We start from the raw sequence: 25740 nt of genomic DNA, 5'->3' as shown, positions 1-25740 counted from the left end.
TTAATTATTTAAGAGATTTTGATATTTTTTTAAAGCACTTACATATTTATTTATAAACCATTCTCTTAGTTCTAAAGGTTCTAAGATTTCAACGTCATCTAAAAAATAAGAAAAATATCTTTTAGCTTTTTCTTCAGAACATTGTAATTCATAAATATCTTTATTGATACTTAAAATTTCAGCTCTATTTATTTTTATATTTTTAAAAAGTAATTCACCGTTTGGAGTTAACCTAACTTTTATTATCTTATCTTGTGAAAGAAAAGGATCAAAATTATTTTTAACCTTTTCAATAAAATCTAGGTCTCTAACGGTGAAAATTTTATTATTAATATAAATATTTTTAATATTATTGAGTTTATAATTTTTAAATTCACCCTCTAATAAATCAAAACAGAAAATATAGTTAGCAATTTCTAGTTTAGAATTACCAATATAGTATGGTTCTATTTTAGTTTCTTTTTTATCCATAAAAGTTATATTTAATATTTTATTTTCTTTTATACCAAGGTTGATTCGTTCAACTACCTCTTTAAAAATGAATAGTTCTCTTTTAACTTTAGATTGGTTTGCGTATTTAATAAAAAGTTTTCTGAAAAAACTAGCTTCTACTTGAATACCATTTTCTTCTAAAAAATTGTAGTAGTTTTCTCTATTTTTTTTGTTTAAGTTAAATTGAATGACAGTTTTTTCTCCATCAAATTTTCCATCTTCTAAAAATTGTTCAAACTTTAAATTTTTGTAGATATAGTTTAAAATATAATTTTTATTAATTTTAAATTCTTCAATATCTGCTTCAATAGTTTTATAGATATATTCTGGTAAAGTTACTCTTAATTTTTTTTCCATAAGTTTCACCTCTTACTTACAATAACAATATTTTATAAAAATATCAAGTTTTTGAAAAAATATTCATAAATATAGAATAAAAATATTAAATTAATACTTATAAAATAAGAGGATTAATAATATTTGTATGAACATTATTAATTTTATTTTGGTTACTAGAATATTCGATATCTAATGAGTTAAACTATACTGGTATGAATAAATATGGATGGGGTGAGATTAATGAATTTAAGAAGTAACAAAAGTATTTGGGAATCTTATAGATTTCCTATAATTTTAATTGGTTCTATCATAATAGGAAGTATTTTAGGAATTGTTATGGGGAAAAAAGCTGTAATGTTTCAACCTTTAGGTGATCTTTTTATAAATGCTATGTTCACGATAGTTGTGCCACTTGTATTTACAACAATAGCAAGTTCAATATCTAGTATGTCAAATATGAAGAGATTAGGAAGTATTTTAAAAAATCTTTTTATGGTATTTCTATCTACAGGATTAATAGCCACAGTTTTAATTATAGTTGTTGTTAAAATATTTCCTCCAGCTCAAGGAGTGTCTTTAAATTTAACAGCGACAGATGCTATAAAACCATTTGAAACTGGAAACCAAATTGTTTCTGCTTTTACAGTTAAAGATTTTCCAGAATTAATTTCAAGAAAAAATATGTTACCATTAATTATATTTTCTATGTTTTTTGGATTTTGTATAAATCTAATTGGAGAAAAAGGAAAAATTATTTCAGATGGATTAGATGCTTTGGCTCAAGTGTTTTTAAAAATGATTAATATAATAATGTATTATGCACCAATAGGTTTAGGAGCATATTTTGCTGCACTAGTTGGAGTATTTGGTAAAGAACTTTTAGGATCTTATGCAAGAGCTATGATGATTTACTATCCAGTTTGCATTTTATATTTTCTTATTGCATTTCCCTGCTATGCCTATTTAGCGGCAGGAAAAGAGGGTGTAAAATCTTTAAAGTATCTTATTTCACCAGCTATAACATCTCTAGCTACTCAAAGTAGTATGGCTACTCTTCCTGTAAATTTAGATGCTGCTAGAGATATAGGAGTACCTGAGGATATTAGAAATATAGTTTTACCAATTGGAGCTAGTGCTCATATGGATGGAACTTGTTTAAGCTCGATTTTAAAGATATCTTTTCTATTTGGAATATTTGGAGTACCTTTTGATGGAATGGGAACTTATGCAAGTGCATTGCTTCTTTCTATAATGGGAGGAGTAGTAATGTCAGGAGTCCCAGGTGGAGGATTGATTGGAGAGATGTTGATTGTTACAATGTATGGTTTTCCGCCTGAAGCCTTCCCAATTATAGCTACAATAGGGTATTTAGTAGATCCTCCGGCTACAATGGTAAATGCAACAGGAGATACAGTGGCAGCAATGCTTGTAACAAGATTAGTTGAAGGAAAAAACTGGATGCTAAAGAAAAGAGAGGGCATCATTTAGTTATAAGTTAAGAAAAGACACTTTCTTCATTTGTATGAAAGAAGTGTCTTTTTATATTATAAAATATTAGATTGTATTGATTTTTTAAAGTCTTCTTTTAATTTTTCTTTGATTTCTAAATTTGTAAAAGCTGCCTCAACACTATTGAAATAGATATTTTTATAAATCTCTAAATCAATTTTAAAATTATCTTTTACAGTATTATACTCATTTGTCAAAGTTGTATTCGATACAGTTCTATTATCTGTATTTATTGTTACTTTTATTCCATCTTTATAAAAATCTAAAATTGGATGATTTTCAAATGAATCAACAGCTTTTGTTTGAACATTACTTGTTGGGCAGATCTCTAAAACAATATTTTTTTCTTTTACAATGTCATAAGCTTTTTTACAATTTTTTATATGGATTCCATGTCCAATTCTTTTTGCACCAAGAGTCTGAATCGCATCTAAAACATTTTCACCAATTCCAGTTTCTCCAGCATGAATTGTAACTTTGTATCCATATTCTCTTCCAAGTAAAAATGGTTTTATGAACTTTTCACAAAATCCTTTCTCTTCACTTGCACAAAGATCAATTGCTACAACTCCTTTTTGCAAATATTTTCTTCCAATCTCAATAACTTCATATACAGTTTCAATAGGCATATGTCTTAAAAATGATAAAATTAAATTCCCTTTTATATCGTAATTTTTTTCTCCTTCTCTGATTCCACTCAAAACACTTTCTATTACATCTTCAATAGATAAACCTTTATCTATATGTAGTAATGGAGCAAATCTAATTTCTATATATTTTATATTTTCTTTTGCTGAATCTTCCATTAATTCGTAAGCAATTCTTTTTAGACTTTCTTTTGATTGCATAACTGCTACTGGTATTTCAAATCTTTCTAAGTACTCATTTAAAGAGGTGCATTCCATAGGAGCAATCATATTGTTTTTTATTGTTTCAATTTCATAGCTAGGTAATTTAACTCCTTCTAATTTTGATAGTTCAATAATTGTTTCAGGTCTCACACTTCCATCTAAATGACAATGTAACTCTATTTTAGGTAATTTTTTAAAGTTCATATTTCCTCCTCTAAAATTAAAAATTTATAAATAAAAAAATCCCGCCTACAAAGAAAATATGTACAGTACGTGACATATTCTCTTCGTAAGCAGGAATTAATGGTTCCATGGTAGACACCCCCATACCATATTAATGGGGTTATACGAAAATTTTATATTTTATATTTCATGTATTATATTACAAAAACAAATTGTATGTCAATAAAAAAAACACTAGATATTTAAATATCTAGTGTTTCAAAAGCTTTCGCTATTCTAATTACTTAGTTTTGATGTTTGTAGCTTGAGGTCCTTTAGCTCCTTGACCTAAGTCAAAAGTAACTTCCTCTCCTTCTACTAACTTTTTGAATCCGTCTTTTTGAATTTCAGAGAAATGTGCGAATACATCTTTCCCGTCCTCACCAGTTATGAATCCAAATCCTTTTTCTTCGTTAAACCATTTTACGATACCGTTCATAGTATACCTCCATAAATTAATTTTAACTATATAAATCTTAAATTTAAATTTAATAAAAAGGTACTTTTGAAAGATATCCCTTAATTACTAGTTGAAATTTTTAACTCATATTATTAACTTCTTTTAGTATACTATAATAATAATAAAAAGTAAAGATATTTATTTAACAATTCTATTATTAATTAAAATATTACCATTAATCTCTAGAAAAACTATATTTTTAATTTCAATTTCTGTTCCATCCTGTAGAGTTAAAAACTCACTTTTAGGATCAAAATGAATTCTCTCACATTTGTCTGTAAGAAAAGTACCGTCACTCATTTCAATTAAAACATTTTCCATATTAAGCCTCCTAGTTTTTTAATAAATCAGAACTTTTAATTAATACAGCCCCTTTTTCTTGCATTTCAAGTAGAGCATTGTCAGAATCAAGTGAATTTATATTAACACCTTTACATCCATCTGTGATAACGAAAACATTATATTTTAAAGCTAGAGCGTCTAAAACAGTATATTTAACACAATAGTCTGTAGCAAGACCGACTATATATAAATCGGTAACATTATGTTCTTTTAGAAGTGAGTCTAAATTAGTTTGCTTTCTATATTCATTATCAAAAAATCCACTATAGGAATCAATTTTAAGATCAGTCCCTTTTAAAACTATATTAGAGAACTTATTAAGTTCAGGATGAAATTCAGAACCAAATGTATTTTCAACACAGTGGACAGGCCAATACGAAAAACTTATGTGATTTTCAGGATGATAATCTTTTGTTCCAACAATAAATAAATTCTTTTTTTTGAAATATTCAATTAAATTATTTATTACCGGAATAATTTCATTACTTTGACTTATCTCTAAGCTTCCTCCTTGACAAAAGTCATTTTGAATATCAACAATCAATAATCCCTTCATGCTTCCTCCCTAATGTAAAATTATAATTAAAGAGATTATAGCATATTATTTGCTTATAAGAACAATTGAACTCCTATCTTTTACTAAATATTTATTATCCTCTATAACCAATGGAATTTCTAAGAAATCTTCAGTAGGTTCAGAGGTATCAACTACCCTATACCATTTTTTGCCAGGAATATAAGGAAGATAAAATGTCAGTGGTTCATAATGTGAGTTTAGAGCTACATAAATATCATTATCTTCATCTGTTCCATTTATATCTCCACCGTCAATCATAAAAGCTAATACTCTAGATTCATAAGACCAATCAGGTTTTTCGGGATATAATCCATGCCAACTTATATCAGTATATCCATTTCCATCTAAATCAGAATCAGAAAAAAACTTTTCACGCTTCAATGCTTTGTGTGTTTTTCTAAAATTTATCATATTTTTAAAAAAGTTAAAAATATCAATAAATTTTTCCTTTCTATCCCAGTCAATCCAGTTAGTATCATTATCCTGGCAATAAGCATTATTATTACCATTTTGAGTTTTAGCCATCTCATCTCCCATAAGAATCATAGGAACACCTTGAGAAATCATTAGGATAACAACCATATTTTTCATTTGTTTTTTACGAAGGGCTATAATGTTAGGGTCATCAGTTTCACCCTCTATCCCATGATTCCAGGAATTATTATTATTTTCTCCATCTCTATTATCTTCACCATTTGCTAAATTATGTTTTTCATTGTAAGAAACCAAATCCCACATAGTAAAGCCATCGTGAGCTGTTATAAAATTTATACCATGGTAAGGTTTTCTTCCATATTTTGAAAAAAGATCAGGACTTCCTATTACACGAGTTGCTAAATCAGAAACTTGTCCAGGATCTCCTTTTATAAACTTTCTTACGGTGTCACGAAATTTTCCATTCCATTCAGCCCAACCACATGGGAATTCACCAAGAAAATATCCACCAGCAGCGTCCCATCCTTCAGCAATAAGTTTTGCACCTGAAATAACAGAATCATCTGCAATATCTTTAAGTAAAGATAAGTCACCAATCCAGTTACCATTCTCATCTCTTCCTAAAATTGCAGCAAGATCAAATCTAAATCCATCAACTAACATCATAGCGTACCAGTATCGTAAACTAGCTATTATTAGCTCCTTAACAACAGCGTGAGATGCATTGATAGTATTTCCTGTTCCAGAATAATTGCAATAGTATCGTTTATCTTTTTGAGATAATAAATAGTAAATGCTATTATCAAGTCCCTTGAAAGATACAGTAGTTCCATTTTCGTTTCCTTCTTCTGTATGGTTGAATACAACATCTAATATAACTTCTATCCCAGCTTTATGAAATTCTTTAACAAGATTTCTAAATTCGATGATGTGTCCACCAACAAAAGTTAAGATATCAGTTTGATTACTATATCTTGGAGTAGGTGTAAAAAAGGCTATTGGGTTATATCCCCAAATATTTTTTAGTTTTTCTCCAGTAAATGGGTTTATTGTAAATGTATCTTCCGAATCAAAAGCAAAGATTGGAAGTAATTCGATTGCCGTAACTCCTAATTCTTTTAGATAATTAATCTTTTCGACAACCCCTTTATATGTCCCTGGATTTTCAACATTTGAATTTTTATTCATGGTAAATAACCTAATATGCATTTCATAAATAACAGTTTCTTTGAATTCTGTTCCCGGAACTTCTTCTCTTTCTAATTCTAAAAGTTTTCTTTCGTTTACGATTAAATTTTTCATAAAAGTATTCTCACACAGATATTTTGGAGTAATAGCTTTTGCATATGGATCTATAAGTCTTTTGTTGTAATCAAATCTGTGACCAAGTCTTGGAACAAAAGGTCCATCCGCTCTCCAAGAATAAGAATAGTTTTCATTAATACCCAGAATATATACATGCCATGTGTCACCTGTTCTATTTCTTTTAGGATCCAAATCATAGGAAAATATTGGTTCATTGTCAGATAAATTTTCAAAAATTTCTAGAGTCATTTTTGTAGCGTTTCGTGAGAATATTCCGAAATTTACTCCCTTATCCAAAACAGTTGTCCCCTTAATTATATAACCTGGAGAAACTTGAAAATTTTCCATATTTAACCTCCATATTAATTCTTAATATTGTTAAGTTCTACTAGAAAAAAATTAAAATCCTCTTAATGTATTTTTAGGTTATAATTAGCTGAGGTGAAGATTATGAAAGAAAAAATAAAAATCATTTTGATTCATGGATTTAGTAAAAATAGTAAAGATATGAAATACTTAAAAAATGAGCTCTGTAAGAGAAACTATAGTTGTGTTGCGATTGATTTACCTTTGACTTTTAAAAAAATGGAAATTAATTTTGAAATCTTTAGAAATAAAATGACAGAAATTATTAATAACTTAGAAGAGGGAGAAAAAATAGTTTTTATTTCACATAGTGCGGGTGGCTTTATTGTTAGAAATTTTTTAATTTTGGAAGAGTATCATAATTTAATAAAATCATGTATCTTGATTGCACCTCCAAATCAAGGATCAATATTTGCTAATTTTTTTTATAAATATACACCTTTGAGATTATTTTGTAAAACATTAGAAGGATTAACTACCGATAATTTTAAGGATTTAGAAGTTTATAGAGAAGATAAAATAGATATAGGAGTTATTGCGGGAAATAAAGACAATATTTTATTAGGTAAAATCTTTTATGATGAAATGGGAGATGGAAGAGTGTCTTTAGAGTCAACTAAATTAGAAAACTCTAAAGATCACATTATAATTCCATATAACCATCATAATATTCATTATAATAAAGAGGTAATTGAATTAATTATAAACTTTATTAAGCAAGGAAAATTTTAATTAATGAGCATAGCTGGGTGTTGTTAAATCTTTAATCCATTTTCCAGACTTTAATCTTGGATAAGTGGCAATAACCTTAAAAGGCTCTTCTAAACAAATAAGAAGATAAAGTGATGTAATAGGAAGCTTAAAGTAAGTGGCTCCTATAAAGGCTAATGGAACTCCAATTCCCCAAACCGCAGTAATCTCAATAAGGATTGCAAATAAAACATCTCCACCACCACGAAGAACACCAATTATCTGTATAATTCCAAAGAATCTAATAGGAACAAATAGAGCCATAATTCTAAGAATTGTAACTACATTTTCTTGAGTTTCAAGAGAAACTTTGAAGAAACCAGCTATAATTGGAGCTATAAGATAGACACCAGCACCCATTATAACGCCAGAAAGAGTTCCAAAATTAGTAATTTTTTGAGCGTCTTCATAAGCTTCATCATTTAATTTGGCACCGATTTTATTTCCAATCATAATAGCGGCAGCACAACCAATACCAACCCCAACTATATTAAACATGTTATTGATTGTAGTTGCAATTTGCATAGTTGCAGTAGCTTTAGTTCCTAGTTTAGCATAAGCTATAGAGTAAGCTGTAATTCCAGCAATCCATACAATATCATTAAAAATTACAGGAAAGGCTGTTTTAAAGAATCTTTTAATAAGATTCCAGTTGAAATTTATAAGTGAGTTCAGAGGTGCCGCTACAATATTTTTTTTGAAATAAACTACATATAAAATAAATGCAAGCTCTGCAATCCTAGCAATAGTTGTTCCAATTGCAGCTCCAGTGACACCGAGAGCAGGAGCACCAAATTTTCCAAATATGAATAAATAATTTAAAACCCCATTGAAAACAATTCCTATCAAACTTGCATACATTGGAATTTTAGTTTGTTCAGTACTTCTAAGGGTTACAGAATAACAAAGAGAAATAGAAGTTAAGATATAACTTACAGCCACCATTTTTAAATATCCTACACCTAGAGATGTAACAGTTTCATCAAGGGTAAAAATATGCATTATAATTTCAGGTTTTATATAAGCAAGTCCAGCAAAGAATAAAGATGCTAATAATGAAACAACTAAGGAAACGCCAAGAAAACTATGTATTTGTTTGATATCTTTTTTACCCCAGAGTTGAGATATAAAAATACCAGCACCCATACTAATTCCCATTACAGAGTGGAAGAAAACCATATAAAATTGGTTAGAGAGTCCAACTGCTGCAATTTCATTTTCACCAAGAGAACCAATCATTAAGTTATCTAAAAGATTCAATGAAGAAGTAATAAGACTTTGCAATATTATTGGAATTGCCAGTACCATAAGAGATTTAAGAAAGGTTTTTTCAAAACCAAATTTTTTCAACATAAATAAAAATACCTCCAAAAAAATAAGAAGCAAACGGGTAATTAAAGTCGCCCGTCTACTTCTTTATTAAGTTTAATATATAAATATAATTATATCACAAAAGTACTTGATTTTGTACAGAAAATATTGTAATCAATTATAGTAAAATAAATACAGGAGGATATAATTTATGAAAAAAAGTTTAGCTAGTGACAACTGTAGCGGAGTTCATCCAAAAATTCTTGAATATATAGTAGAAATAAATAATGGACATTGTCCAGCTTATGGAGAAGACTCTTATACAAGCCAAGCAGTTGAAGAAGTTAAGAATTATTTTGGAGATGTTAAAGCATATTTTGTTTACAATGGAACTGGAGCTAATGTTTTGGCTTTAGATGCGATGAAAGGAAAAGCAAGCTCTGTTATTTGTGCTGATACAGCTCATATTTTTTCTGATGAAACTGGAGCACCATCTAAAATAACTGGAATGCAACTTTTTCCAGTTCAAAATATCAATGGGAAGTTGGATTTGGAGGCTGTTAAAAAATATGTTTCTTATAAGAATAGTTTTCACAAGCCAAATCCTTCAATCATTTCTATAAGTCAAACAACAGAAACAGGAACTGTTTATTCTCTAGAAGAGATTAAAGAAATAGGAAAATTTGCAAAGGAAAATGGGATGTTATTTCATATGGACGGAGCAAGAATTTCAAATGCGGCAGTATCACTTGGATGTTCGTTTAAGGAAATGACTTCAGATTTAGGAGTAGACGTACTTTGCTTAGGTGGGACAAAGAATGGGCTTATGATGGGAGAGGTAATAGTATTTTTTAATGAAGAATTAGCTGAAAATTTTTTAAAGCTTAGAAAACAAGATTTACAATTGAATTCAAAGATGAGATTTTTATCAGCTCAATTTATACCATATTTAAGAAATAATATTTGGTATGAGTCAGCAAAAAATGCTAATGATATGGCAAAATATCTATCTGAAGAACTTAAAAAAAATGGTATAATTATAGTGAATAAGGTGGAAGCCAATACTATTTTCGCAATACTTCCTAAACAGATAATAAAACCTCTACAGGAATTTTGTCATTTTCATGTTTGGGATGAAGATAAAAATGAAGTGAGATTTGTAACATCGTTTGACATTGAAAAAAATGATATAGATTTATTTATTTCAAAATTAAAAAGTTTAACGGAGGGAATTTAATGAAAAAATTTGCACTAGCTTCAATTATTTTATCGGCAACAATGTTCTCTACAAATCAAGAGCTATTTTCAGCAAAACTGGAAGAGATTAAACCAGGATTTGCTAAGAATGTAATAGTTTTAATAAGTGATGGAACTCCTGTTTCAACAACAACATTAGCAAGATGGGTTTATAATGATGGGAAGCCACTAAATGTTGACGAAATTGTTACTGGAATGTCAAGAACTCATAATTCAGATACTGCAATAGCTGATTCTGCACCAGCAGGGACAGCTATTGCAACAGGATGGAAAACACAAGATAAATTAATTGGAGTAAAACCAGCAGCAGCAACTTTATATGGAGCGAAAGAAGTTAAAGAAGATGATAAACTTGCTCCTGCAGCCTCTGTTTTAGAAGCAGCAAAATTGATGGGAAAGGCAGTTGGTGTGATAGCAACATCTGAGATTACTCATGCAACTCCTGCAGATTTTACAGCTCATTCAACTCATAGAAATAATTATTCTGATATAGGAGAACAACAAGTTTTCCAAGGAATGAACGTTATTTTTGGTGGTGGAAAATCTTTCTTTAATCCTAGTAATGATAAGGATGACAGATCTAAAAATAGAACAGATGGCGAAGATATGGTAGAAGCTATTAAAAATCAAAATTATAAAATAGTATATGATGTAAATGAAATGAATTCAGTAGATGGAGAAAAGGTTTGGGGATTTTTTGCTGAAAAGGATATGGATAACGATTTGGACAGAGATCCAAAAAAACAACCATCATTAGCACAAATGACTGAAAAAGCTATTGATTTACTTAAAAAAGATAAAGATGGATTTTTCTTGATGGTAGAGGGATCAAAAGTGGATTGGGCCAGTCATGCTAATAGTCCTGTAGCACAAATTTCAGACTATAAAGCTTTTGATGCTGCTGTTGGAGTGGCGTTAGATTATGCTAAAAAAAATAAAGATACACTTGTTGTTGTGACAACAGATCATGCAACTGGAGGTCTTACAATAGGAAATGCTAGTACGTCAAAGAGTTATCCTGAACATCCAATTGAGGATTTTGTATCAGTGTTGAAAAAAGCTAAAGCAACAGAAGGAGCGGTAGCAAAGCAAATTGTAGATAACAAAGCAGAAGCTAAAACTCTTGTATTAGAAAAATTAGGATATGAATTATCTCCAGAAGAATTAAAAGAAATAGATAGCGCTAAGAATGCTGGTGCAATTGAAACTATACTTGCTAACGGAATGAGTTCAAGATCGCGTTTAGGATGGACAACAAATGGTCATACAGGAGAAGATGTACCTTTCTACGCATATACTTCAAATCCTCAAGATACACTTTCTGGAACAATTCAGAATTCTGATATAGCTCTTTACATGGCTAAGGCAATAAATGCAGATTTAGATAAAGTTACAGATGAACTTTTTGTTTCTGGAAAGAAAATAAAAGCTATGGGAATAGATTTGAAAATTGATAATTCAATAGTATCTAATCCTAAATTTATATTGAGTAAAAATGGAAAAGAATATACTTTCTTTGAAAATAAAAATTATTTTGAAGTAGATGGGAAAAAACAAGATTTTAATGGAATAGTTATCTATAATGAAAAAGAGGTATTTATTCCACAAGCGGCACTAAATAAAATTAAATAATAAAATAAAAACCCCTAAAAAATTTATTTTTGGGGGTTTTTATCCTTCAACTTTCACTCTGACAAAATGTCTGTTACAGTGAATGCATTTTGTATCATTATTTTTTCCATCAACAAACTGATTTTCGCAGTATTTTTCTGGAATTTCTTCGTTACAAATTTTACAGATATGGACTTCTTTTTCTTCTGGTTCAAAAATAGTTTCTAAGTCTTCATTGATTTCTTCAAGAAAATTTTCAATATATTTAAAACTAAAAAAATTAGCCATTTTAATTCACCCCTTTTTATAAAGCTATGAATTTATACTATGACTAAATTTTCACACAAATACTTAAAAAAGTCAATAAAATTATAATAATCATTTGAATATCAGGAGGACATTTATATGAGTGAGAGCGTTAAGAGAGAAGTCATAGCAATAATTTCAGTTGTTCTCATAACAATTATTGGAAAAATGATACATATGGAGAGGCAGGGTTTATTTTATGCCGCTATTTCTGCAGTTATTTTGACAAGTGTAGATTTTAAAGATTTATTGAAGAAATCAAAAGAAAGATTGATTGGGACAATAATAGGTGGAATTATTGGAGTTATTTTAAGTTATTTGGATATCAATGATATTTATGTAATAATAATAGGGGAAATATTGGTGATATTCATATGTGAGAAAATTTTGAAAATTCCATCTGCTATAGCTTCGATAGTATTTTTAGTAATTATTTACGGTGTCCCATCTTCAGAACCATATATATATGGATTAAAAAGAGTGCTAGACACTACTTTTGGAATATTGATGACAGTTTTTGTTACATATACTGGAGAGAAATTAAAATTCTTTTGAAAATATGTGTTATTATGTTAAAATAAATCAAATTAAATAGAAAAAGGGAGCTAGTAAAGAAACTGGCTGAGAGGAAATTGATACTATTTCGACCTGAGCTGATTTGGATAATGCCAACGTAGTTAAGTTATTAAAGCTGTTGACCTTATTCAACAGCTTTTTTATTTTTTTAATGGGAGGTAATTATGAAAAAAGTTTTAACTATTGCAGGATCTGATTCTTGTGGAGGGGCAGGAATACAAGCAGATTTAAAAGCTATGAGTGCTCAGGGTGTTTATGGAATGAGTGTTATTACTGCCATTACGGCTCAAAATAGTATGGGAGTTTTTGCTGTAGAAGAGTTGAGCAAAGGGATAATAGAAAAACAAATTGAAGTGGTATATGAAGATATTGATGTAGATGCAGTTAAAGTTGGGATGCTGTCGAGTGCTGAAATAATTGATACTGTTTCAGAAACATTAAAGAGAGTAAAGGCTAAAAATATAGTTATAGATCCAGTTATGATTTCAAAGAGTGGATATTATCTTTTAAAAGAAGATGCGATAGAGTCTTTAAAAAGATTTATAGTTTGTGGGAAAATAATCACACCTAATATTCCTGAAGCAGAAGCTATATCTAAAATAGAAATAAAAAATGAAGAGGACATGATTGAAGCTGCAAAAATAATAAAAAAATTGGGAGTTAAAAATGTTCTTGTGAAAGGTGGACACAGAGAGGATAATTGCACAGATATTTTGTTGACAGAAACAAATGAAATTATAAAGTATCCCGGAGTTAGATTTGAAACTAAAAATACTCATGGAACAGGATGTACACTTTCATCTGCAATAGCTTCGTATTTAGCCAAAGGAGATTCGGTAGAAGAGGCGGTAAAAAAAGGGAAAGAGTATATATCTAAAGCTATAGAAAATTCTTTTCAAATAGGAAATGGAGTTGGACCAATAGGACATTTTATAGAAATTTATAACAGAGCAGGGATTGATTACAAATAGCCCAAATTTATTTTAAATTTGGGCTATTCATATAAATTACTTTATCAGCTATAGAGAGAGCTCTCTTGTGAGAGAGAACATTGTGAACTCTAACTATTTTTGCTCCATTAGTTATGGAAAAAATATTTAAAGCTAATGTTCCATCATCTCTTTCTATAGGGGATAAATTTAAATCTTTTCCAATAAATCCTTTTCTAGAAACACCTATAAGAATGGGAGCAATATCTTTTAGCTCGTTTAATCTACTTAAAACTTCAATGTTTTCATCATAACCTTTACCAAAACCAATTCCTGGATCAATAATTATTTTATTTTTTTCGATATTGTGATTTGCAGCTATTTTGAAAGTTTTATCAAAAAATGTTCTAATAGAAGTAATTATATCAATAGGATAATCTTTTGTATTTTGATTGTGCATAGCTATTACAACAGCATCGTATTCTTTAGCAACTTTAGCCATATTTTCGGATTCATTTTGTAATCCCCATATGTCATTTATAATGTGAGCTCCGTTTTCTAAAGCTTGCTTAGCAACTTCTGATTTATATGTATCCACAGAGATTAAGCAATCAAATTCTTTTGAGATAGCTTTGACAACAGGAATAACTCTATTTAGTTCCTCTTCTAATGAGATTTCCTCATACCCTGGCCTAGTTGATTGTCCACCTATGTCAATTATATCAGCACCATCTTCCAAAAGCTTCCTAGTGTGTATAAGGGCGTTTTCTATGGAGTTATAATTTCCGCCATCTGAAAATGAATCGGGAGTAATATTTAAAATCCCCATAATCAAAGTTTTATTATTTAGAGAAAAACTTTTTCCATTTGAAGTAAAAACCATAAAAATCTCCTCCTTATTTTTCAATTAATCTTTTTAGGGTAGATATTGTTTTCTTTTCTAAAGGATGAATAAAGTTTGGAGCAATCTCAGAAAGTGGTTGTAAAACAAACTCCCTTTCACACATCCAAGGATGAGGAATAGCTAACTCATCAGTTTCATGGATTTCGTCATTGAATAGAAGAATGTCTAAGTCAATAAGTCTAGGTCCCCATTTTATTTCACGTACTCTTCCCATTTCTTTTTCAATTTGAATTAAAGAATCTAATAGTTCAGGGGCTGTAGATAGGGTTTCTAATTCCAAACATGCATTTAAAAAATTGTCCTGTACAACATCACCAAAAGGTTCAGTTTCAATAAATGAACTTATTTTAGATATTTTTGTATTTGGAAGAGAGTTTATTTTCTCTATAGCTAGATTTAAATTTTCTTTTTTATTTCCCATGTTTGTCCCAATTGAAAGATATGCTTTATTTTTTGAACGATTAATTTCAACAGCTACATAATCAAAGTGTTTCTTTATTGGTGCCCAAGGTTTTTTTACAGTTACTTTTATACTTTTTACAAAATGGTAGTTTATCAAAATTTTCTCAGCAATTTTCTCGGCTAGAGCTTCAATTAAATCGAAAGATTTAGAGTAAAAAACTTCCTCAATATCATTTGAAACGAAACCGTAGTGAGTAGAATAGTTTAAATCATCATTACACCCAGCTCTTCTTGTTGAAGTACTCATTTCAACTGAAATAATAAATTTTTGTTCTAAAAATTTTTCTTCTGGAAAAACTCCATGATTACCAATAAATTCAAGATTTTCTATATAAATTTTATCCATTTTTACTCCTTTTTATTTTAATAGATTTATAACTTCAAGTTTAAAATGAGGTTCGTTTTCAAAGCATCCTTTGGAGACAGTGGTGATTATTTTCGTTCCAGGTGCTCGAACACCTCTCATAGTCATACAAAGATGTTCGGCTTCAATTTTTATATAAACACCCTTACATTTTAATTCATCAAAGATGGTATTGGCAATCTCTGAACCCATTCTTTCTTGAAGTTGAGGTCTTTTAGAATAAGCTTCAACAACTTTTATCAAGTCTCCAAATCCTACAATTTTACCATTTGGAATGTAGGCGATATCTATTTTTCCAAAAAAAGGAAGAAAATGATGTTCGCACATAGAGTAAAAAGTTATATTTTTTTCTAGAATGAGATCATCACTTTGAACAGGAAATGTTCTTTTGAGAAAATCATTTGGATTTATAGATAGACCAGAAAAAATTTCTTTATAGAAAGTAGAAATTCTTTCTGGAGTATTTTGTATGACTTCCTGTGAAATAATATTTCTTCCACCATCTATATTTAAAATGATATTTCTAATATTTGTGTCCATATTTACTCACATCCTATTGAATTAAGTTTTTTTATAAATATTATAGTAACAAATATAAATATAAGATTTAAAAATATTGGAGCAATTGGTCCATACTGAAAACTTAAATTTATGCATGTAGCAATTAAAATTGTGCCTGTTAATGCTGTGATTGAAAATGCTAATGAATAGTCTCCTAATACAGGAGTTGAAAATTCTGAGTCACAAATTCTCAAAAGTAAAAGGCCTGTTAAAAAGATACCCAGAGAAGTTCCAAGCATAGCTATGAATCTTTCAAAAGGATAGTTATTTTTAAAGTACTTATAACTAAAATACTTAATAATAAACCAAGTACTAATAAAACCAAGAATTAACATAGTAAATATTGGGACAGCATAATAAAAAACTGCTTTAAAAGGAAGCGTAGTAACTGCTGAGATTATAGCAAATTCTGTCAATAAACTTGAAAGTCTTGTTTTAACCTTAGAGTCAACACACCATTCCAATTTTAGAACTTTTATTAACTTCCATATTCCAAACATTAGAATCATAGCAATGACCCATACGGAAATAGACGATAAAACTGGAATTTTATATTTTTTAAAAAAATTTAAGATTATAAAAGCAAGTCCACATACTGAAAAAATAATCGATATATGAAATGCCAGAGTATCGACTGAGGATGAGAGCATAGTTTCTCTTCCTAAACTCTCTTGCTTTAAAATATCAGTATAGTATCCCTTTTTTAGTTCTGCTGGGATACTAGAAGATTTAACGGATCTATTGATTAAGAAAATTCCCAAAATAATACCACCTATTAATCCAAAAGTTGCGGTGGTAGTAGCAATTCCTTGAGCGATTGCCCAATAGTCCATATTCATGTCTTTTAATATCCTTCCAATCATTCCAGCAGTTCCATGACCTCCTGAAAACCCAGCGTTAAGCTCTGTTCCAAAAGTATTATAAATATTAAATGAAAATAGATTATTAAAAATTAAATTAGTAGAATACCCTATGAAAATTTGCGTGAAAGTAACTAACAACATAATAGCAGACATAATTCCTATATCCCTTGTTGCAGATTTTCCAGTTATACCTTTAAATTCTAAACCTAAAGGAACAGAAGCAATGATTGGTATTATTAATATTCCTGGAAATAAAGCAATTTCTGTTAACCAAGCATCAGGAATAAAAGTAGAACCAATTATTAAGCCAATAATACCACCTATAACAGACGCTGGGATAAAAAGTTCTTGAAGTAATTTTATTTTTGATCTGATAAATGTACCTATTAAAAGCAGAACACTTAAGTAACAAATAGAGTAAAAAATAGTATTCATAATCCTCCCAAATTTATTAAAAATTAATATTGAACAGAGTAAAGAAATAATCCTTGAGGAGGAACAACAAATCTATGCTTAGTTCTAGTTTTTTCGTTTAATAGTTCTTTTATATCTTCGTATTTAATTTGGTTTAATCCTACACCAATTAAGGCACCAGTTAGCATTCTAACCATGTTATATAAAAAACCGTCCGCTTCAAAATATATTTCTATAATTCCATTGTTTTCTTTTAGTTCAATAGAATTAATAGTTCTTACACAAGATTTTTTCTTGCTGTTATTTTTAGAAAACGATGTGAAGTCGTGTTCTCCAATAAATAATTCTAAAGTTTTTCTCATTGCAGGAATATCTAATTTCTTATCTATATAGTAAGAATAATCTCTTAAGAATAAATTTCCAAATCTTGTGTTATCTATTCTATACATATATACTTTTTTTGTTGCATTATATCTAGCATGAAATTTATCATCAACTTTTTTAAATTCTGTAATTTTAATATCTTTTGGTAAGTATTTATTGAAATCTTCTATAAAATTATTATCTAAATTTTTTAAAGTTTTAAAGTTGCATACTTGCATTAGAGCATGAACTCCAGCATCAGTTCTACCACTTCCAATAATTTTAACATCTTCTTCCAATAGACGTGAAAGGAGAACTTCGATTTTTCCTTGAATAGATTTTTCTATATTGTCAGGCAGTCTTTGCCAACCATTATATTTAGAACCATCATACTCGACAACAAACATATAATTTTTCATTTTGATCTCCTTAATAAATTAAATTTTAGTAATATATTATATCATAAAACATATCAAAAAAGTCCAACCGAAAGTAAAAACTTCAATTGGACTTTTTTATTTAAACTATATCAGCACCTTTAAAAAGATTCAGTAGTTTTTTTAAATCATTTATTTGGCTAATTAATTCTTTACCTATATCAGTATCTCTAACTCTTAGTCTAGAATCACGACTTTCAATGATTTCTGTAGTTGTAGGAACATCTAAACAGTTTTCAACATAATCCCCTGTATTGTCAAAAGGAGTATGAGATATTAGACGTTTTCCATAAGAATTAAATATTAATGTATAACCAGCTATACCAGTAGTAGGTTGATAGGCTTTTGAGAATCCTCCATCTATAAGAAGAAGTTTTCCTTTTCCTTTGATAGGCTTTTCTCCTTTTTTAACTTTTACTGGAACATGACCACTAACTATATTTGATCCGTCTGTTGGAAGTTTAAACTCTTTTAAAATAGTATTTAAAACCTCTTCGTTTTCATAAAAATCATAGTAATAATCATATATTTCCTTATGTGTTTCTTTTTCATCTATAAAATATCTTTCAAAAGTTCTCATTTTATCTTTTCCAAATAATGGTGAATCTTTTCCACACCAAAGATACCAAAGAAAATCTTTAGCTTTTGTGTTATTTGCATTATAGTATCCATCTTTACAAAATCCTTCAAGTGTCTCTAAAAGTTTTTTTCCTTTAAGTTTTGAGTTGAAAATATTTACTTCTCTCAAATTTCCAAATTTATCTAGTGGAATACATCCGTGATAAATTAAGTTTGAATTTCTTTTTAGATATACATTCCCTTTTTCTAATAAAAATTGAATATGTTTTTGAAGTTTTTCACTATTTTTAAAACTAAATAAAAGACTGTCTATAACCTCTTGTTCTTTTGGTGTTAAAGTGGTTTGAAATCCATTTTTTAAAGTTGGAAAGAATTGATCATTTAAAAAATATTGTTTTTCATCGATAGTAATAATATTTTTTTCTATATCGATTTTTTCAAGAAGCAATCTATCATTCATTTCAAACTCTGGATTGTTTTTTATAGTTTTTTCTTCTAACTTAAACTGAATTATAGAGATGGCTTTATGCATTTTTGCAAGAAGACATAAATTTTTCTTTTCTGAACCTTCTTTAGCTTTTATAACAAACTGTTTACATAAATCATCTTTATATTCTTCCATGGCAAAAGTTGCAAGAGGAAGAAGGTTAATACCATAACCTTCTTCTAGGACTTCAGTATTACCATATCTTAATGATATTCTAACTGCGTTAGCTATAGAGGCTAATTGTCCACTGGCAGCTCCAACCCAAAGAATATCATGATTTCCCCATTGAATATCAACGTTGTGATGTTCCATTAATCGATCTATAATTTTATGAGGATAAGGACCTCTATCGTAGATGTCTCCAACAATATGAAGAGAATCTACAGTTAATTTTTGAATTAGTATTGATAAATTTACTATAAATTCTTTACCTCTATCAATCGAAATAATAGTATTTATAATTCCTTTCACATACTCTATTTTATTAGGAGTTCCTTCTCTTTCATAGAGAAGTTCCTGTATTATATAAGAAAAATCCTTTGATAGGGCTTTTCTAACCTTAGAACGAGTATATTTTGAAGCAACAACTTCTAAAACTTTAAGAATTCTATGTATAGTTTTTTCATACCAAATATCCATATTTTCCGTACAATTTTTAATGAGTTCTATTTTTTCTTTTGGGTAATAAATAACTGTTGCCAGTTGTTTTTTTTCCTTAGAACAAATTGTATTTCCAAAGATGGACTCTATCTTTTCTCTTATAACTCCAGAACAATTTTTTAGAAGATGATTAAATGCATCATATTCACCGTGAATATCGCTAATAAAATGTTCAGTCCCTTTTGGCAGGGAGAGTATTGCTTCAAGATTAATTATTTCAGCAGCGGTTTCTTCTATTGTAGGAAAACTTTTTGAAAGTAATTTTAAATAGCTTAATTCTCTATCTTCTGACATAATTTTCTCCCCCATTATTTAATTTGTTTTACTTATTTTACTTTGAGCTGCGGCAACGATAGCTATAGGAACTCTAAATGGAGAACAACTTACGTAATCAAGTCCTAAATCATGGAAATATTCAATACTTTTTGGATCCCCACCATGTTCTCCACATACTCCAATTTTTATTCCTGGTTTAGTTTCATTTCCAAGAGTTTTAGCTAGAGTTAATAATTTTCCAACACCACGAGTATCAATGCTTTGGAATGGATCTCTTTTCATGATATTTTTTTCTTTGTAGAAATCGATAAATTTAATTGAATCATCTCTAGAAATTCCGTAAGTAGTTTGAGTTAAATCATTCGTTCCAAATGAGAAGAAATCACTTTCAGCAGCAATTTCATCTGCTAACAGACAAGCTCTTGGAAGTTCCATCATAGTTCCTAATTTGAAATCTATAGAGTCTGAATTTTCCTCAAAAACTAGTGCGATTTTATTTAATATTCTTTCTTTTATATATTTAAATTCACTGATTCCTCCGATAAATGGAATCATAATTTCAAGAGTGATAGGTATATTTTCATTTTTACATTGAAGAGCAGCTTCAATTATAGCAGTAGCTTGCATTTCATAAATTTCAGGGAAAGTTACAGCAAGTCTACATCCTCTATGACCTAACATAGGATTTTCTTCTTTAAGTTCACTAATTCTTTCTTTTATATTTTCAAAAGTTCTATTTGTAAAGTCAGCTAACTTAACAATGTCTTTTTCAGTCTTAGGAAGGAACTCGTGGAATGGTGGATCAAGAAGTCTTACATTCATTGGACAGCCAGAAAGTTCTTTTAATATTTCATAGAAATCTTTTCTTTGAAGTATTAATAGTTTTTCAAGAGCTAAATCTCTTTCTTCTTTATTTGAAGCTATTATCATTTCACGTACGCTCCAAATCTTCTCGTCTTCGAAGAACATGTGTTCTGTTCTGCAAAGTCCAACACCTTCGGCACCAAATGATTTTCCAACGATTATATCTGTAGGAGTATCAGCATTCATACGAACTTGTAATTTTTTTATATCCTTACACCAAGAAATAAATTCACGGAAATTATGATCAAGTCTAGGTGGTTCTAGTTTTACAGCATCTAGATAGATATCTCCATTAAAACCATTGATAGAAATTATATCTCCCTCTTTAACAACTGTATCTCCAAGAGTAAAGAATTTTTCAGAAGCATCAATTTTTATAGATTCACAACCAGTGATACAACATTTACCCATTCCTCTAGCAACAACAGCACCGTGAGAGGTAGCTCCTCCTTTAACTGTTACGATTCCTTTAGCAAGACTCATACCCTTTATATCTTCTGGAGAAGTTTCTTTACGAACTAGGATGTAGTCTTCTCCCTCTTTTATTGAGTGACAAGATAGAGCAACTTTTCCTACAGCTACCCCAGCAGAACCAGGTAGACCTTTTCCTAAAAACTTTTTATTCTTTAAATCTTTTTCGTCAAAATTACCTGTGAAAAGTTGTGGAAGTAAAGTTGTATCGATTCTCATAATTGCTTCTTCTTTTGTGATAAGATTTTCATTTACTAAATCCATTCCAATTTTGATAGAAGCATAAGGAGAACGTTTTCCATTACGAGTTTGTAGAATGAATAGTTTACCATTTTCAATTGTAAATTCAATATCTTGCATATCTCTGTAATGATTTTCTAAAATATTAGCAATTTCAATAAATTGAGTATATATTTCAGGAAGTTGTGTTCCTAGTCTATGAAGAGGTTCTGGAGTACGAATTCCAGCAACTATATCTTCTCCTTGAGCTTCTAATAAGTATTCACCAAATACTTCTTTTTCTCCTGTAGATGGATTTCTTGTAAAAGCAACTCCAGTTCCTGATAGGTTATTAAAGTTTCCAAATACCATCTCTTGAACAACAACAGCGGTACCGATGTCATGGCTGATACTGTAAAGGTTACGATAGATATCCGCTCTCTCATTATTCCAAGATCCAAAAATAGATTCAACAGCAAATAATAATTGATCTAGTGGATTTTGTGGGAAATCTTTTCCAGTTTCAGCTTTGAAAAAGTTTTTATGTATTTCTATTACTTCTCTTAATGAAGAAATGTTAGATTTATTTTTATGGAATTTTTCTTTATCTATACCCATTACAATTTCAGAGAACATCTCTATAAATCTTACATAACTTTCAAGTGCAAATTTTTCTGAGTTAGTTCTAGAAATAATATTCTCAACTGTTTTATCATTTAAACCTAAATTTAATATTGTATCCATCATTCCAGGCATAGATACAGGAGCTCCTGATCTAACTGATACAAGAAGTGGATTTTCTCCACCGAATGTTTTTCCAGTAGCAAGTTCTAATCTTTTTATACCAGCTTTTATTTCATCTATGATTAAAGTTGGTAGAGAATTGTTATTTTTAAAATATTCTCTACATCCATCAGTTGTTACAATCATTCCGTTTGGAATAGGAAGGTTTATTCTTTGCATTTCAACAAGATTTTTTCCCTTTCCGCCTAAAATTTCCTTATTCATATGGTAACTCTCATTAAATAAAAAAACATTTTTCATATATAAACGCCTCCTGAGAATAAATAATTCAATATTTTTTAAGTGTACTCTATTATGTAATAATATCTATTTAATTATCAACACTACTCTATATGAGGCTATAATAACACACTTTCAAAAGATGTGCAATACAATTATACAGTGTTCACTTAAATTTAACAAAAAAAAGAGAGAACCTATAATTCTCTCTTTATACAAACTATATTTTTACTATTATTTATATTTATTTTTTATATGTATAAGGGGTAGATATAGTCACATTGTTCTGTGTAATTGCAGTTATTGTAGATGAGTGTACTAGAGAAGTATTAACTATAGAACCACTATTTCCTCCACCAGTTTCTCCACCAGTAGATTCAGAAGTTCCCATGAACGCTTCATTCATTCCCATAGGATCATTACTTTCAGAATTTACTTCTTCTTCAGAGTTAAAAGATTCTTGAGCGGCATTTGAAACCGGAGCTTGTTCAGCGGCAAATACATTAATTGAAAATAAACTTACTAGCACAGATACAAATAATAATTTTTTCATAATATTCCTCCTAGAATGTATATGCTGCAGAAATTCCTGCAATAAAAGAAACTTTATCATCTGAATATTCAAAGATATCAGAAGCCCCAGCCATTAAAGATACTGGAAGTTTTGGGAATGGAACAACACTTACTCCGGCAGTTGTTACACCTGAAGTGTAGTCAGCTACTAAGCTTAGTTGAGGCATTAAATATACTGCAAGTGCTCCAAAAACTCCAATTTTACTTTTCAAATCTTCATCTGATTTAGAGTCTGAATAAACATTATTTCCAAATCCCGCAGTTAATATCATAGGTGCAATATTATTTGGCAATAATTTTGTAATAGAACCGTAAAAACTTGGATCAAATTCATTATCATCGTTATCGTGCCAAAGATCAATGTTAGATACTCCAACAGCAACTCCAAGACCTTGTTTTGCAAAATGTCTTCCTGTAGTTAGGTTTAAAGTTCCACGATTAAAGGCTCCTCCATCTCTAGGATCTATACTTCCAATAGCTAAAGTTGCAGCTCCACCTAAAGAATTTAGAGGATCTCCAAATCCCATACCTACTGCAAGTGCGCCATCAGTATCAGAACTATTAGTTTTTCCAGATAAACCAGCAAATATAACTCCGTATCCTGGAACCATTCCAACTGGAGCTCCTAATGAAAAACTTGGAGCAGTAACAAGATGACCAAATTTTTCAACCTTGTAAACACTTAAAATCGAAGCATTGGCAGCAGTAGTATTTGCAACTTCATCACCAAGGGCAACAATAGATAGAAGTGATGTAAGTAATGCAGTATTTTTAAAAAAATTCATAATCTCTCCCCCTATATAATATTAGCTTTAATATGTTTGGAATTATATCACGTTATGTAGCACTTAATATAATTTATATTTTATATAATACAATATGTTTTATATTTTCCTTGTTTTAAATAGCATAAAGGATAAATTAATATTATCTAGAAAAATAGTTCAAATAAATTTTTGATAAGGAGGAGATTTCTATGTTTAAAAATAAGTTGATATTATTATTTGTATTCCAAATTCTAAGTAAAACTTTATATCCTAATTATGTTGAACCACGAGAGGTTAAAAAGTATTTTCCTACTTTAAAAGTTACAAATGCAACTCCTGCTTTTTCTCATGGTAATATCAGAGTTACTAGTAACAATGAAATGCAACAATATATAAATGCTTTGGATCAAAAAAGTTCTAAAATTAGCGTTCAAACTTTGGGACAAACTTCTCGTGGTAAAAATATTCCATACGTGATATTAACAGAAAATGGAACTGTAGATAAAAATAAGGTAACAGTTTGGATTCATGCTATGAAGCATGGAGATGAGCCAGCAAGTGGGGAAGCAGCTTTGGGATTAATTAATTACCTATCAAAAGAAGGGGCTGGATATTTGAGATCTTGTAATGTAATTATAGTTCCGAGAGTAAATATGGATGGAGCGGATAATTCTCAAAGGTTTAGTAGTTCAGGAATAGATATTTGTTTAGATCATAGTAAGCTTGAACTTTCGGAAACTAGAGCTATAGCAAATGGAATCAGAAAATATCCACCAGATGTTGTAATAGATTTGCATGAATATGCAGCATCTACAAAAGTTTATAAAGATTTAGAAAATGGAATTTTGCCATATTATGATGTTGAGTTTGAAGCTGCCACAAATTCAAATATAGCAAAATATTTGAGAAATATAACTACTAAAGGTTTTATAGAACCAACACGAAAAGAACTTGCTAAAAATGGAGTGACTAGCAGTTATTACTATAATAATATATATCAAACTCAAAATTTAGGAGATAAAAGAATAAGATTAGTGGGAGCATCAAGTGAAATTAACATTGGAAGAAATTTTTATGGTGTGTATCCAGGAATTTCGATGTTAGTTGAACTCCGTGGAAAAGATATTGGTATAGAAAATTATGAAAGAAGAGTAGAAAGTGGAGTTATGGTTTTAAAAAATATGATAAAGATTTGTAGTGAAAAACAGATAGAGATTAAAAATGCGATAAATCAAAGTAGACACAGTACCGGTCAATTAACTGAAGAAATTACTGTTTTATCAGGAAATGATGTAACAAGAGAAATATATAAATTTATAGAGTTAGGAACTGGTCAGTTAAAGGATATAGAGGTCGAGGTTGAAAGAAGTGGGCAAAGTCCATTGATAAAAAGAACTAAGCCTTGGGGATATGTTTTAGATTCAACAGAAACTCAAGCAGTTGAAATTTTGAAAAATCAAGGAATTAAAGTCGATAAAGTTGATAAAGACATGTCAATACTTGTAGATGAATACCAAATTAGAGAGATTCAAAAAGATAATAAAATGTATGAAGGAGTTTATAGAACATATATAAAGACGGATTTAATAAGAAAAAAAGTAGATATAAAAGCTGGGAGTTATTTAATATCAACAAATCAACCAGAAGGAGATTTGATTGTTTTACTTTTAGAACCCGAGGGATTATCTAGTTTAGTGAGACATAGTATAGTAGATATTAAAAATAAAAAAGTTCCAATTTATAGAGTGATGGAAAAAAATAAGTAAAGTAAAAATTATTGAAATGTATGTAAAATAATGCTACAATAAACATGTT

At 29.4% G+C, this 25740-nt stretch carries 24 protein-coding genes and 2 riboswitches; of the genes, 7 read left to right on the top strand and 17 right to left on the bottom strand.

Annotated features, from left to right (window positions below; all coding sequences use genetic code 11):
* Entirely contained in the window at window positions 1-849 is an 849-nt protein-coding gene (locus H3N56_RS00225) for a WYL domain-containing protein (protein ID WP_185879348.1), read from the bottom strand.
* 222 nt (window positions 850-1071) lie between these two features.
* Between H3N56_RS00225 and H3N56_RS00220 the strand changes: the two genes are divergently transcribed.
* Complete coding sequence (locus tag H3N56_RS00220) at window positions 1072-2319, top strand: dicarboxylate/amino acid:cation symporter (RefSeq protein ID WP_185879347.1); 1248 nt, start codon at window positions 1072-1074, stop codon at window positions 2317-2319.
* 56 nt (window positions 2320-2375) lie between these two features.
* Here H3N56_RS00220 and add read toward each other — a convergent pair whose 3' ends face one another.
* From add to H3N56_RS00195, 5 genes are all read right to left on the bottom strand, one after another.
* The gene (gene add, locus H3N56_RS00215) at window positions 2376-3395 is read right to left on the bottom strand and encodes an adenosine deaminase (RefSeq protein ID WP_185879346.1); all 1020 of its coding nucleotides are present in this window, start codon (window positions 3393-3395) and stop codon (window positions 2376-2378) included.
* A gap of 66 nt (window positions 3396-3461) precedes the next feature.
* A riboswitch (purine riboswitch) is annotated at window positions 3462-3562 on the bottom strand.
* Window positions 3563-3654: 92 nt separating this feature from the next.
* A complete protein-coding gene (locus H3N56_RS00210) occupies window positions 3655-3852 on the bottom strand; it encodes a cold-shock protein (protein WP_185879345.1) in 198 nt (65 codons plus the stop codon).
* 159 nt (window positions 3853-4011) lie between these two features.
* On the bottom strand, window positions 4012-4194 hold the full coding sequence (locus tag H3N56_RS00205) for a hypothetical protein (protein ID WP_185879344.1): 183 nt from the start codon (window positions 4192-4194) through the stop codon (window positions 4012-4014).
* A gap of 10 nt (window positions 4195-4204) precedes the next feature.
* On the bottom strand, window positions 4205-4771 hold the full coding sequence (gene pncA / locus H3N56_RS00200) for a bifunctional nicotinamidase/pyrazinamidase (protein ID WP_185879343.1): 567 nt from the start codon (window positions 4769-4771) through the stop codon (window positions 4205-4207).
* A 45-nt stretch (window positions 4772-4816) separates the two neighbouring features.
* The gene (locus H3N56_RS00195) at window positions 4817-6880 is read right to left on the bottom strand and encodes a glycogen-debranching protein (protein ID WP_185879342.1); all 2064 of its coding nucleotides are present in this window, start codon (window positions 6878-6880) and stop codon (window positions 4817-4819) included.
* A gap of 102 nt (window positions 6881-6982) precedes the next feature.
* Between H3N56_RS00195 and H3N56_RS00190 the strand changes: the two genes are divergently transcribed.
* The gene (locus H3N56_RS00190; protein WP_185879341.1) at window positions 6983-7630 is read left to right on the top strand and encodes an alpha/beta fold hydrolase; all 648 of its coding nucleotides are present in this window, start codon (window positions 6983-6985) and stop codon (window positions 7628-7630) included.
* On the opposite strand, the gene H3N56_RS00185 is transcribed toward H3N56_RS00190, so the two are convergent.
* Window positions 7631-9001: an MATE family efflux transporter gene (locus H3N56_RS00185; RefSeq protein ID WP_185879340.1), complete on the bottom strand. Its 1371-nt coding sequence runs from the start codon at window positions 8999-9001 to the stop codon at window positions 7631-7633.
* A gap of 169 nt (window positions 9002-9170) precedes the next feature.
* On the opposite strand from H3N56_RS00185, the gene H3N56_RS00180 reads away from it, so the two are divergent.
* Together H3N56_RS00180 and H3N56_RS00175 are read left to right on the top strand one after the other, a co-directional pair.
* Complete coding sequence (locus tag H3N56_RS00180) at window positions 9171-10196, top strand: low specificity L-threonine aldolase (protein ID WP_185879339.1); 1026 nt, start codon at window positions 9171-9173, stop codon at window positions 10194-10196.
* Window positions 10196-11848 carry an alkaline phosphatase gene (locus H3N56_RS00175; RefSeq protein WP_185879338.1) on the top strand — a complete coding sequence of 551 codons (1653 nt, stop codon included), beginning with the start codon at window positions 10196-10198 and terminating at the stop codon, window positions 11846-11848. Before H3N56_RS00180 ends, H3N56_RS00175 begins: the two co-directional genes overlap by 1 nt.
* A gap of 39 nt (window positions 11849-11887) precedes the next feature.
* Here the strand turns inward: H3N56_RS00175 and H3N56_RS00170 are convergent, their stop codons facing one another.
* Complete coding sequence (locus H3N56_RS00170) at window positions 11888-12115, bottom strand: hypothetical protein (RefSeq protein ID WP_185879337.1); 228 nt, start codon at window positions 12113-12115, stop codon at window positions 11888-11890.
* A gap of 117 nt (window positions 12116-12232) precedes the next feature.
* On the opposite strand from H3N56_RS00170, the gene H3N56_RS00165 reads away from it, so the two are divergent.
* Both H3N56_RS00165 and thiD read left to right on the top strand, forming a co-directional pair.
* Window positions 12233-12688, top strand: coding sequence for an FUSC family protein (locus H3N56_RS00165; protein ID WP_185879336.1), 456 nt, complete (start codon window positions 12233-12235; stop codon window positions 12686-12688).
* 33 nt (window positions 12689-12721) lie between these two features.
* A riboswitch (TPP riboswitch) is annotated at window positions 12722-12830 on the top strand.
* 43 nt (window positions 12831-12873) lie between these two features.
* Complete coding sequence (gene thiD / locus H3N56_RS00160) at window positions 12874-13680, top strand: bifunctional hydroxymethylpyrimidine kinase/phosphomethylpyrimidine kinase (protein WP_185879335.1); 807 nt, start codon at window positions 12874-12876, stop codon at window positions 13678-13680.
* A gap of 7 nt (window positions 13681-13687) precedes the next feature.
* On the opposite strand, the gene folP is transcribed toward thiD, so the two are convergent.
* The 9 genes from folP to H3N56_RS00115 all read right to left on the bottom strand — a co-directional run bounded on the left by folP (window position 13688) and on the right by H3N56_RS00115 (window position 23943).
* Window positions 13688-14521, bottom strand: coding sequence for a dihydropteroate synthase (gene folP, locus H3N56_RS00155; protein ID WP_185879334.1), 834 nt, complete (start codon window positions 14519-14521; stop codon window positions 13688-13690).
* Window positions 14522-14534: 13 nt separating this feature from the next.
* Window positions 14535-15350, bottom strand: coding sequence for a 2-amino-4-hydroxy-6-hydroxymethyldihydropteridine diphosphokinase (gene folK, locus H3N56_RS00150; protein WP_185879333.1), 816 nt, complete (start codon window positions 15348-15350; stop codon window positions 14535-14537).
* 12 nt (window positions 15351-15362) lie between these two features.
* Entirely contained in the window at window positions 15363-15908 is a 546-nt protein-coding gene (gene folE / locus H3N56_RS00145) for a GTP cyclohydrolase I (protein ID WP_185879332.1), read from the bottom strand.
* 2 nt (window positions 15909-15910) lie between these two features.
* Window positions 15911-17227, bottom strand: a complete 1317-nt coding sequence (locus H3N56_RS00140; protein WP_185879331.1) for a sodium/glutamate symporter — start codon at window positions 17225-17227, stop codon at window positions 15911-15913.
* 23 nt (window positions 17228-17250) lie between these two features.
* Entirely contained in the window at window positions 17251-17988 is a 738-nt protein-coding gene (truA, locus tag H3N56_RS00135) for a tRNA pseudouridine(38-40) synthase TruA (RefSeq protein WP_185879330.1), read from the bottom strand.
* Between the two features lie 100 nt (window positions 17989-18088).
* A complete protein-coding gene (locus H3N56_RS00130; protein ID WP_255492118.1) occupies window positions 18089-20026 on the bottom strand; it encodes a fructose-1,6-bisphosphatase in 1938 nt (645 codons plus the stop codon).
* Window positions 20027-20044: 18 nt separating this feature from the next.
* Window positions 20045-22606: a pyruvate, phosphate dikinase gene (ppdK, locus tag H3N56_RS00125; protein ID WP_185879328.1), complete on the bottom strand. Its 2562-nt coding sequence runs from the start codon at window positions 22604-22606 to the stop codon at window positions 20045-20047.
* Window positions 22607-22829: 223 nt separating this feature from the next.
* Window positions 22830-23138: a hypothetical protein gene (locus H3N56_RS00120; RefSeq protein WP_185879327.1), complete on the bottom strand. Its 309-nt coding sequence runs from the start codon at window positions 23136-23138 to the stop codon at window positions 22830-22832.
* A 10-nt stretch (window positions 23139-23148) separates the two neighbouring features.
* On the bottom strand, window positions 23149-23943 hold the full coding sequence (locus H3N56_RS00115) for a hypothetical protein (protein WP_185879326.1): 795 nt from the start codon (window positions 23941-23943) through the stop codon (window positions 23149-23151).
* A 191-nt stretch (window positions 23944-24134) separates the two neighbouring features.
* On the opposite strand from H3N56_RS00115, the gene H3N56_RS00110 reads away from it, so the two are divergent.
* Window positions 24135-25691: a M14 family zinc carboxypeptidase gene (locus tag H3N56_RS00110; RefSeq protein WP_185879325.1), complete on the top strand. Its 1557-nt coding sequence runs from the start codon at window positions 24135-24137 to the stop codon at window positions 25689-25691.
* Window positions 25692-25740: the final 49 nt, after the last annotated feature.

Origin of the sequence: Cetobacterium sp. 2A (assembly GCF_014250685.1) — a bacterium.
Taxonomy (GTDB): domain Bacteria; phylum Fusobacteriota; class Fusobacteriia; order Fusobacteriales; family Fusobacteriaceae; genus Cetobacterium.
Note: the sequence above shows the minus strand (reverse complement) of the source record. Positions and strands in the feature narration are given on the sequence as shown.